We start from the raw sequence: 10085 nt of genomic DNA, 5'->3' as shown, positions 1-10085 counted from the left end.
ATGAGACTGTCGGCATCCTTTGGACGACCGTGTTCGTCATTATCGGTATGTTCGGTGTGGCGGCTATTCTTTTATATTTCGTTCTCCGCTCAATCTTACGCCCGTTACGCTTATTAACCGAGGGGGCAGAACGAATCAAATCCGGCGATTTGACTGAACCGATCAGCGTCTTATCGAACGATGAAATCGGTCGCGTTTCAGAGAGTTTCAATGAGATGAGTGCCTCACTGCGAATGATATTACTTCGTCTCGACGATTCCATTAGTCAAGTCGCGGCATCTTCGCAGGAATTGATGGCAAACTCCGCACATAATTCCGCTTCGTCAGAACAGATTGCTCGTGCGGTCGACCAGATGGCGGTCAGTGCCGATGGTTCAAAACGTCAACTTGATGACAACGCGACGTCACTCCAGGCCATCACATCCGGAATCATGCGCATCTCAGAGAGCTCGATGGACGTGTCTGAACTATCACGTGAGACGTCAAACGAAGCGGAAGATGGGTCGATGACCGTCCGAGAGAACGTCAAGCAGATGCAGGCAATCGATGCATCGGTCGTCACGTTTGAAGGTGTCATCCAATCGTTGGCACATCGTTCAAGTGAGATTGGAGAAATCGTTTCGGTCATCAACGGGATTGCAGAACAGACGAACCTGCTCGCTTTGAACGCAGCGATTGAAGCGGCACGTGCAGGAGAGAACGGGAAAGGGTTCGCTGTCGTGGCGAGCGAGGTTCGAAAGCTTGCCGAGCAGTCCCAACAGTCGACGAAACAAATTGCGGCATTGATTGACCGCATCAAACAGGAGACAGAGCAATCTGTCCACTTGATGCAAGAAGTATCCACTCACACGAAAGCCGGTCTCATTTCTTCAGAAATGACGGCAGACCGATTTGAGAAAATCAAAAAGCGAACGGTCGCGATGACACCGCGAATCGAAGATGTGACGGCAACTGTCGAGGAGATTGCGGCAAACGTCCAAGAAGTAGCGGCGACAGCATCCCAAATTGCTGACATCGCCGACGAGAACTCAAGTGTCTCCAAACAAGTCGCAGCGACGACAGACGACCAGTTGAAATCGATTGAAGAAGTGTCACAATCGGCGAAGGCGCTCGCGACGATGGCAGAAGAACTACAAGACCTCGTCTCACGATTCAAACTATAAAATGAAAAAGAAGCAGAGCGCCGAGCTCTGCTTCTTTCGTTATAAAATCGGGCTGAGGAGTCGTGAGACACCCTCCCGAGCACGTACTGTCCATTTGCGCTTTTCATAGTCTTCCATCGTATACGTGCGACTGACCGCCGTGTCTGTTTCAAATAAAGAAACAAGTTCGAGGGCGACGCGTTCGTCGTAAATGACTGCGTTCACTTCAAAGTTGAGACGGAAACTTCGGGCATCCAAATTCGTCGTTCCGACCGTCGCAATCTCCTCATCGACGACAAGCGTCTTCGCGTGGAGGAATCCTTCATCATACAGATAGACGTTTGCCCCATAATCGAGCAACTCTCCAAGGAAGGAGAGCGATGCCCACATGACGAACGGGTGGTCCGGTTTTCCTGGGATCATGATGTCCATCTGAACGCCGGAGTTGAGTGCCATTTTACATGCATCCATAAAACTCGTGTCGGGTATGAAATAAGGGGTTTGGATGACGACCCGTCGTTTCGCTGACATGATCATTTTAATCATCATATTTTTTAAATGTTCGGTATCCGAGTTTGGACCGCTCGTGACGATTTGCATCGGTGAATTGTCTTTAATCTCATGTCTCGCGAAGCAGAACGTATTCTCCGGGTCATGCTTCCGGTGACCTGAGTAATTCCAGTCCAGGATAAAGCGGTGTTGGAGATTGTAGACGACGTCTCCTTCGACGCGTAAATGGGTATCGCGCCAATATCCGAATTTCTCAACGAGTCCGAGGTATTCGGTCCCGACATTAAAGCCACCGACATAACCAATCTTCCCATCGATGATGACGACTTTTCGGTGATTGCGGTTGTTCAACTTGAAATTGATCATCCCGAGTGTCGGTGGGAAGAAAACACGTACTTCTCCATCGTTCGCAATTAATTCTTTGAAGTCTGAGTTCCGAAGACTACGAGAACCGACCGCGTCGTAAAGAAGCCGTACTTTGACACCCGCTTTCGCTCGTTCAATCAATTCCTTTAAGAGTGCTTGTCCGAGAGCATCACGCTGGATGATATAGTACTGAATATTGATTTCGGTTTCAGCGGAGCGGATGTCATCCATCAACGCCTTAAACTTTTGTTCGCCGTCATGTAAGATGAGGGAACGGTTATGTACACTTATCAATGATTTTGAAGAGCGCAAGTTCATTTGAAGCAGTTGGTCATACTTTTCGAACAGTGGCTGCGCAAGTTGCGTCTGACGTGTGTGAATCTGTTCGAGCTGTGCTTCCACTTGTAGCGCATGAAAAGAGCGTTCTTCCACACTCAAATTGTAGAAGTTATCCTTTTTGAGTTGTCGCCCGAGGAACAGGTAAATGATAAAACCGAGCACCGGTAAGAAAAATAGGACGAGCAACCAGGCCCAGGTTGCGCCGACGTCACGTCTTTCGGCAAAAATGACGGCGAGTGCGAACAATAAGTTTAACCCGAGGACGATATATAGCCCCCAACTGAAAATAACGGACCAATCCAACGACATACACCCCTTAAAAATCGATTTGTAGCTTAATCATACAACAAATGCGGGAATAGGTTGCTATCAAATGAAATAGGGGGAGAAGACAATGAACATGGAAGTCGTATGGAAGCAAGGCATGGCGTTTGAGACTCATACGCCATCGGGGCACACGGTGACACTTGATGCGTCCGAGGACGTCGGCGGTCTCGACACGGGACCTCGTCCGACGGAGATGTTACTTCACGCCACCGCATCTTGCACGGGGATCGATATCGTCTCCATTTTGCATAAGATGCGTCAACCGTTAGAATCGTTCGAAATGAAGATTGATGGGGTTCGGGCAATCGATCATCCGAAACGCTTTACAGCCATTCACATCTTGTATATTCTGAAAGGCGACATGTCAGAAGAGCGAGTGCGACGTGCGATTGAACTATCTGTTGAACGCTATTGTTCTGTTTCACATAGTCTCAACGCGACTTTATCCTACAGCTATCAATTAAACGATGGCGAGGTCACACCGTTCGAACTTCAACAGTGAGCAAGATGGTTGAAAGGCAATGTGTTCTCCGTTATATTTGTATTTCAAATACTGTATAACTAAAGGAGGACGTTATGATTCGACTCGCGACGAAGCGCGATGCCAACAACATCGCGAACCTAATCGAACAACGAGCCGTAGCGCTAAATGAACAAGGAAGCGACCAATGGACCGAATATTTGGAACAGGACCTCGTAGAGCGTGTGCGCACTGACATTGCAGAAGGCAGTGTATATGTCTTTGAAGATGACCAACAAATTTTAGCTTCAATCGCATTGTTGCCCCCGGACGACTGGGATGACAACTTATGGGATGACAGTGAGCGTGGACAATATATCCATCGAATCGTCGTCAGCGAAAAGCTGAAAGGTCGTGGCGTCGGTCAGCAGCTCATGGAGCACGTACTAGAGGAAGCCGATGAGGATGAACCAATTCGTCTAGATTGTGTCGCTGACAATGAATTTCTAAATAGTTATTATCCACGTTTTGGTTTCGTCTTTGTCGATTCACGAAACGGGTACAATACGTTCGAATACAGATTAGATGAGAGCATGAGTGCATAAGGGTCTTTGGACCCTTTTTTTGATACAATGATAAAAGCGAAAAGGAGGAGTTTTCATGATTAAAACTATTTTGGTAGGGTTCGGCTTTTCGGCGAATACATTCCATCTGCCGTTTTTAAAGGCGATTGACACTTTTGAAGTGAGCGGCGTTGTGTCATCACGTCCGAATGAAGTAAAGGCTGAATTACCGGATGCCACGGTGTATGCGACATTAGACGAGGCACTTCAAACGGATGCTTCTTTATATGTCATTACGACACCATCGCATTTACATAAAGAGATGATTGTTGCCTGCCTCAAAGCTGGGAAAGATGTGTTGGTTGAAAAACCAGCGTTCCTGACAACTGAGGAAGGAATTGAGTTGATGGAACTTGAAGCGAAGTCGGAAGGCATCGTCAACGTTTATCAAAACCGTCGTTATGACGGTGATTTCTTAACAATTCAGTCATTGATCGACTCAAATGTGTTAGGGGAGTGGAAAGTAATTGAATCCCGATTTGATCGTTTCCGACCGAATGTACGCGACCGTTGGCGTGAAAATGCAGGTCCGGGATCAGGGATTTTGTTTGACTTAGGAAGTCATCTCATCGATCAGACGCTCGCCTTGTTCGGGAAACCTGACAAGATTCAAGCGGATGTGATGATTCAACGAGAGGGTGGACAGTCTGACGACGGATTCTATGTGACATTTTATTATGGAGAGAAGCGAGTTTATCTTCGCTCGAATCCATTCATCGCTGGCGAAACTCCCCGATTCGAAGTCCATGGAACGAAAGGTAGCTTCGTGAAGTTCGGGCTCGATCCTCAGGAAGAGGCACTGAAGCATGGGAAGTTGGCGAGTGACGTGTTAGAGACTGGAATCTTGTCGACAGATGAGGTCGAAACGATTCAAGTCGAGAAAGGTGACTATTTGATGTATTATCATCAGTTAGCCGAAAGTGATCAGACACGGCAACCTGTCGTTTCATTGAAGGATGCGACACTCACGACGCAAATGATCGAACTCGCTCGACAATCGTCCGAGACGGGTCAAGTGATGTCAGTAGATTGATGTCCTTAAGACTTCTATAAGAACGAATTCGCCTAAGTGCGAGTTCGTTCTTTTTGAATAAAAACGTAAAAAGAAATCACGATATTTATTTCGTGAATTACCTTTATCGGATATTGATTGTTAACAACAAAAAGTTAAATTCTTCACTGGTGTGCTCATCCTTTAATGGGAAAAGTGGTTATGGAAATCACTTACTGAAAAGGGGATGAGATGATGGAATTCAAAATCATCAAAGACCAAATGGAATGGGAAAAATGGTTGGATCTAACAACATGCGATGCGTATGATCATTTTGATTATGTCAAAGTGAATTGTGAATCGAACGACTCACCAGAGCTGTTTCTTGCCGTCACGTCAAAAGGGATGCTTGTATATCCATATATCCGTCGCCGAATCAATGAAAAATATGATGACCTTGTGACAGCTTATGGATATGGTGGTCCGTTTCGTGTTGGGAAGTTCACAGATGATGAAGTGAAAGTCGCAAGGCAACATTTCATTAAACGCAAGGAGAACGAGAAAACGGTGACCGAAACGATTCGTTATCATCCATTAAGAATTGATGAGATCATTATGGAAACATTCGGGAGAGCAATTCCAGTACGACAGACCGTCCATGTCAAACTAGATGAACCGTATGAATACTTGGCTGAGCGATTTCATAAAATGACGAAACGTAACGTGAAACGAGCCATCCGTGAACAGTTGACTGTCGTGCGTGGTGACGCTTCAGACATTCACACATTTATGCATCTTTATGAGGCGACCATGAATCGTCGTGATGCAATTGAAGACTATTATTATACCGATTCTTATTTCACTCAGTTACTGACGAGCGAATCCTTTGAAGCGGAATTTCTATTTGCTGTGTTTGAAAACACCGTGGTTGCAGGAGTTCTGGTATTGTACGGAGATGAGGGAGCCAATTATCACCTTGGAGGGTCTCTTAAGGAATACTTACCTCTCCGTCCCAACCATTTCCTATTCAGTGAAATGATTCGCCGGGCGGGTGAAAAGGGTAAACTCCATCTTCATCTCGGAGGAGGGGCGACCGGGCAGGATGCACTCTATGACTTTAAAATGAGTTTTTCCGGAGATGAGCCGCTTCCTTACTACATTGGTCAATTTGTATTCAACGATCAGGTTTATCAGCAATTAAATGCAAAGCACATTCAATTGCATGGATTATCTAATTACTTTCCAATCTACCGGACACCTGTAAGGTTGGATACCCCACTCCCGAAAGCAAAATAAAAAATCGATGCCGCCGAACGAACCGTTCAAGCGTGCATCGATTTTTTTATGCGGCATCTTCTTCTGTCGATTCAACCTTTTCGGTATGCCGGACAATCGGGAAGTTTTTAAAGAGTCGACTTCCAATCAATCCGAATCCGATTCCAAGGATGAATAAAACAACAGCTGTCAGTGTGACGGTCTGCCAGTCGTTGAAGCCATACATGACGAGTAGACCAGGAATACCCGCAGCCGACCCGGGGGCATCATTGATCATACCGGTCATCGCTACAATCAATCCTGCGATTGCACCCCCTACAAAGTTCACACTATAGATTGGGATTGGATTCGCCGAGATGAGGTCGGCCTGTGTCAACGGTTCAATGGCTACAGAAAGCTGGTCTTTTTTCGTACCGATTTTCAGTTGACGGAACAACAGGTAGTTCATCGAAATGGATGCAGTCAACGCGAGAGCGGCAATCGCCATCGGCACACCTGTCAATCCGAGCATCGCCGTCAAAGCCATTGAGCTGAGAGGTGACGTCGACACGACAGTAACGATTCCACCGAGAACGAGTCCCATGACGACCGGGTTTTGCGTCGCGGCGAGTTCGATGACCGCACCGATTTGTGCAAGTGTATTTGAAACCAGTGGGTCCACGCCAGTAGCGACGAGACGTGCGAGCGGTGCCATCACGATGACGTAGAAAATCATATCGACACCTGTCGGAAGATAGCGATTGATTCGTGTGCCAGCCAGAGCCAGGATATATCCTGCGAAAAATCCAGGAAGGATCCCGAAACCAGACACGGATAAACCGATCATTAAACTATAAACGGGATTGATTCCGAGTGCGATGGCAACGAGTGCCGCGGCAGCAGGACCAGATAATGAACCGGCTGCCTGCCCGACTTCTTCATATAAAGGGAGTGGCAGTAATCCGCCGATGGCATAAGCGTTGAATGCTTCGACGAGGAAGCTTGCGATTGCCGCACCTGCCAATGCGCCCATCGCTTTCATTCCGAATGGCGCCTTGTAACTGAAAAGTGTGAACAAGGCGAGGATGAGCAGTAAAAGTGCAATTCCTTGAATAATGACCATAAACTCTTCCTTCTTTCTATCTATCTGTATTCATTCATAATTTCTTCTATATTCAATGATTGAAAGGCTTCTGTAAAGCCATTTTCATCAGAAAAATCAAAATTGATTCATGATACCGTTTACATGAAGAAATAAAGAATCATGGGAGCGTTTTCTTTGAAAAATGACATCAATTATACAAGTTTGGACGTGTCGAGCCGCATCAGATTGGGAACAGATAGGGGATAGATGTTTTCATAAAGTATTGGTCGAGGAGGAAAGAACATGCAGAACGAAAACAGGGAATGGCATGCGCTCGAAGTAGACGAGGTTCAGTCCCACGTGGAGACTGATGTAGAATCTGGTCTCTCGAAGCAAAAGGTCACCAATCGTCAGGAGGAGTTCGGAAAGAACGTCCTACCTGAAAAGGAGAAGACGCCTGAAATCATAAAATTTTTAAGACAGTTCAATGATATTCTCGTTTATGTCCTTTTAGGAGCGGCAGTTGTCACAGGTTTCCTTGGTGAATATATTGATACAATTGTCATCGTCTTGGTTGTAACGGTCATCGGGGTTGTCGGTTATCTCCAAGAGAATAAAGCGGAAGAAGCATTAGAAGGAATCAAAAAGTTGTTAGAGACGAAAGCGACCGTCATTCGCGATGGTAAACAATCCGAAATCGATTCAAGTGATCTCGTCGTCGGGGATATTCTCGTACTCGCTGCAGGCGACAAGGTACCAGCCGACGCAAGGGTTATTCAAGCGGAAAAATTTAAAGTGGAAGAATCCGCATTGACCGGTGAGGCCACAACGGTCGAGAAAAAACCAGACGTCGTCAAAGAAGAGGCCGTGCTCGCAGATCGAAAAAACATGGTCTATTCAGGAACGAGTGTGGCGACGGGAAGTGCGAAAGCCATTGTGACGGCAATCGGAGAAGGTACGGAACTTGGTCAAATCAATGCGTCGATTTCAGAAGTACAAACCGTGAAGACGCCACTGATTCGTCAGACGACAAAGTTTGGACAGACGGTCTCCATCGCTATCCTAATTATCTCTGTCATTATTTATGCATTCGGTTATTTCTTACGAGATTATGAACCAGTTGAACTCATGTTAACGACAATTGGTCTAGCAGTCGCAGCCATTCCAGAAGGATTACCAGCTGTCATCTCGATTATCTTGGCGCTCGGGGTTCGGAATATGGCTGAGCAAAAAGCAATTGTTCGAAGTCTGCCATCTGTTGAAACGTTAGGCGCAGTCTCGGTCATCTGTACCGATAAGACCGGAACGTTGACGAAAAACGAGATGACCGTCAAACAAATCGTGACGGCGAAACATGACATTGAGGTGTCAGGTAGCGGGTATGCACCGAACGGAGACTTAGAATTAAACGGTCAACCGTTTGACTTGGATGACGATGAGTCAATGATTGACCTATTGACTGTTGGGAAGACGTGTAACGATGCACAGTTGAACAAAGAAGATGGAGAATGGGTCATTAACGGAGATCCTACTGAAGCTTGTTTATTAACTGTCGCTGAGAAAGCGGAGCGCCCAATCGAGCGTCTTAAAGTCATCTCTAAAATCCCATTTGATTCAGAGTACAAATACATGGCGACGCTCGTTGAATATAAAGACGAGCGCATGATCTTCGTGAAAGGGGCTCCGGATCGCTTATTTGATATGGCGACAACAGACGGATTCAAACAAGAATATTGGGATGAAAAACGAAAAGAGATTGCTGACCGCGGTCAACGTGTCCTCGGTGCTGGATTAAAACGTGTCGACAGTTCAAAACAATCGATTGATCATGAGGACGTTGAAGATGGTCTGACTTTCCTCGGTTTGTTTGGTATCGTCGATCCGCCACGTCAAGAGGCGATTGACGCAGTCGCCGCGTGTCGCGATGCTGGAATCCGAATTAAAATGATCACGGGTGACCATAAGGATACGGCTGTCGCCATCGCAAAAGAACTCGGTATGGAAGTGGAAGGTGCGCTCGAGGGTCGAGAGCTGACAGACATGTCTGATGAAGAAATCAAAGAAGCGTCGGTTCATAATGACGTATTCGCCCGAACGAGTCCGAACGATAAACTTCGTCTCGTGAAAGGGTTACAAGAGAATGGATTGATCACCTCGATGACTGGAGACGGTGTGAACGATGCACCAGCCTTAAAACGTGCCGATATCGGGGTCGCAATGGGGATCAAAGGGACGGAAGTCGCAAAAGAAGCCTCTCAAATGGTTCTTGTCGATGATAACTTCAAAACCATCTATAACGCCGTCCGTGAAGGTCGACGTGTCTATGACAACTTGAAGAAAACGATTCTCTTCCTACTCCCTACGAACGGTGGACAGGCGTTACTCGTTGCGATGAGTATTTTACTCGGGGCAGCAGCTCCACTCAGCCCAGTTCAAATCTTATGGGTCAACATGGTCGTCGCGATTACGCTCTCATTGGCGATTGCCTTTGAACCACTTGAAGAGAGTACGATGAAGCGTCCTCCACGACCGGCGAACGTACCACTTCTCAGTCGCTATTACATCTTCCGTGTCACGTTCGTGTCGATATTAATCGGGGGAGGTAGTTTATGGATCAACTACATGCTCGGAGATTTCGATTACTCGACCGAGAAATTACAGACCATTACTTTAAATGCGATTGTCATGGCACAGTTGTTCCACTTATATAACTGTCGCACTGAGTTGGTTCCGGCGTTCAATCGTCGTTTCTTCGACAATAAAATCGCGTTCCTCGTATCTGGACTGCTCATCGCCCTACAACTGTTCATCACGTATGTTCCGTTCATGCATACGCTATTTGGGACCGCTCCACTTACGTGGGAAGATTGGATTTATCCAGTGGCATTTGGAGCCGTCGTATTTATCATCGTAGAGATTGAAAAAGCCATCTCAAGACGAGTGATTGGGAATCAAAATATACACTGATACGTTTCATCTATAAACAAAA

Annotated in this window: 8 protein-coding genes; 6 read left to right on the top strand and 2 right to left on the bottom strand. The window is 46.4% G+C overall.

Going from position 1 to position 10085, the window contains the following annotated elements:
- Positions 1-1163: methyl-accepting chemotaxis protein (locus ON063_RS08100; RefSeq protein WP_274664788.1), on the top strand; the 1163-nt coding region annotated here is incomplete at its 5' end.
- A 39-nt stretch (positions 1164-1202) separates the two neighbouring features.
- On the opposite strand, the gene cls is transcribed toward ON063_RS08100, so the two are convergent.
- On the bottom strand, positions 1203-2666 hold the full coding sequence (cls, locus tag ON063_RS08095) for a cardiolipin synthase (protein ID WP_427372873.1): 1464 nt from the start codon (positions 2664-2666) through the stop codon (positions 1203-1205).
- A gap of 85 nt (positions 2667-2751) precedes the next feature.
- Between cls and ON063_RS08090 the strand changes: the two genes are divergently transcribed.
- The 4 genes from ON063_RS08090 to ON063_RS08075 all read left to right on the top strand — a co-directional run bounded on the left by ON063_RS08090 (position 2752) and on the right by ON063_RS08075 (position 6054).
- Entirely contained in the window at positions 2752-3186 is a 435-nt protein-coding gene (locus tag ON063_RS08090; protein WP_214783398.1) for an OsmC family protein, read from the top strand.
- Positions 3187-3260: 74 nt separating this feature from the next.
- Positions 3261-3749, top strand: a complete 489-nt coding sequence (locus ON063_RS08085; protein ID WP_074034518.1) for a GNAT family N-acetyltransferase — start codon at positions 3261-3263, stop codon at positions 3747-3749.
- 55 nt (positions 3750-3804) lie between these two features.
- Positions 3805-4800 carry a Gfo/Idh/MocA family oxidoreductase gene (locus tag ON063_RS08080; RefSeq protein ID WP_274664786.1) on the top strand — a complete coding sequence of 332 codons (996 nt, stop codon included), beginning with the start codon at positions 3805-3807 and terminating at the stop codon, positions 4798-4800.
- Between the two features lie 213 nt (positions 4801-5013).
- Positions 5014-6054, top strand: a complete 1041-nt coding sequence (locus tag ON063_RS08075) for a GNAT family N-acetyltransferase (protein WP_274664785.1) — start codon at positions 5014-5016, stop codon at positions 6052-6054.
- A gap of 46 nt (positions 6055-6100) precedes the next feature.
- Here the strand turns inward: ON063_RS08075 and ON063_RS08070 are convergent, their stop codons facing one another.
- Positions 6101-7135, bottom strand: a complete 1035-nt coding sequence (locus ON063_RS08070) for a PTS sugar transporter subunit IIC (protein ID WP_214745183.1) — start codon at positions 7133-7135, stop codon at positions 6101-6103.
- Between the two features lie 264 nt (positions 7136-7399).
- On the opposite strand from ON063_RS08070, the gene ON063_RS08065 reads away from it, so the two are divergent.
- Positions 7400-10063 carry a cation-transporting P-type ATPase gene (locus ON063_RS08065; RefSeq protein WP_274664784.1) on the top strand — a complete coding sequence of 888 codons (2664 nt, stop codon included), beginning with the start codon at positions 7400-7402 and terminating at the stop codon, positions 10061-10063.
- Positions 10064-10085: the final 22 nt, after the last annotated feature.

Source organism: Exiguobacterium sp. B2(2022) (genome assembly GCF_028823655.1).
Taxonomy (GTDB): Bacteria; Bacillota; Bacilli; order Exiguobacteriales; family Exiguobacteriaceae; genus Exiguobacterium; species Exiguobacterium aestuarii_A.
Note: the sequence above shows the minus strand (reverse complement) of the source record. Positions and strands in the feature narration are given on the sequence as shown.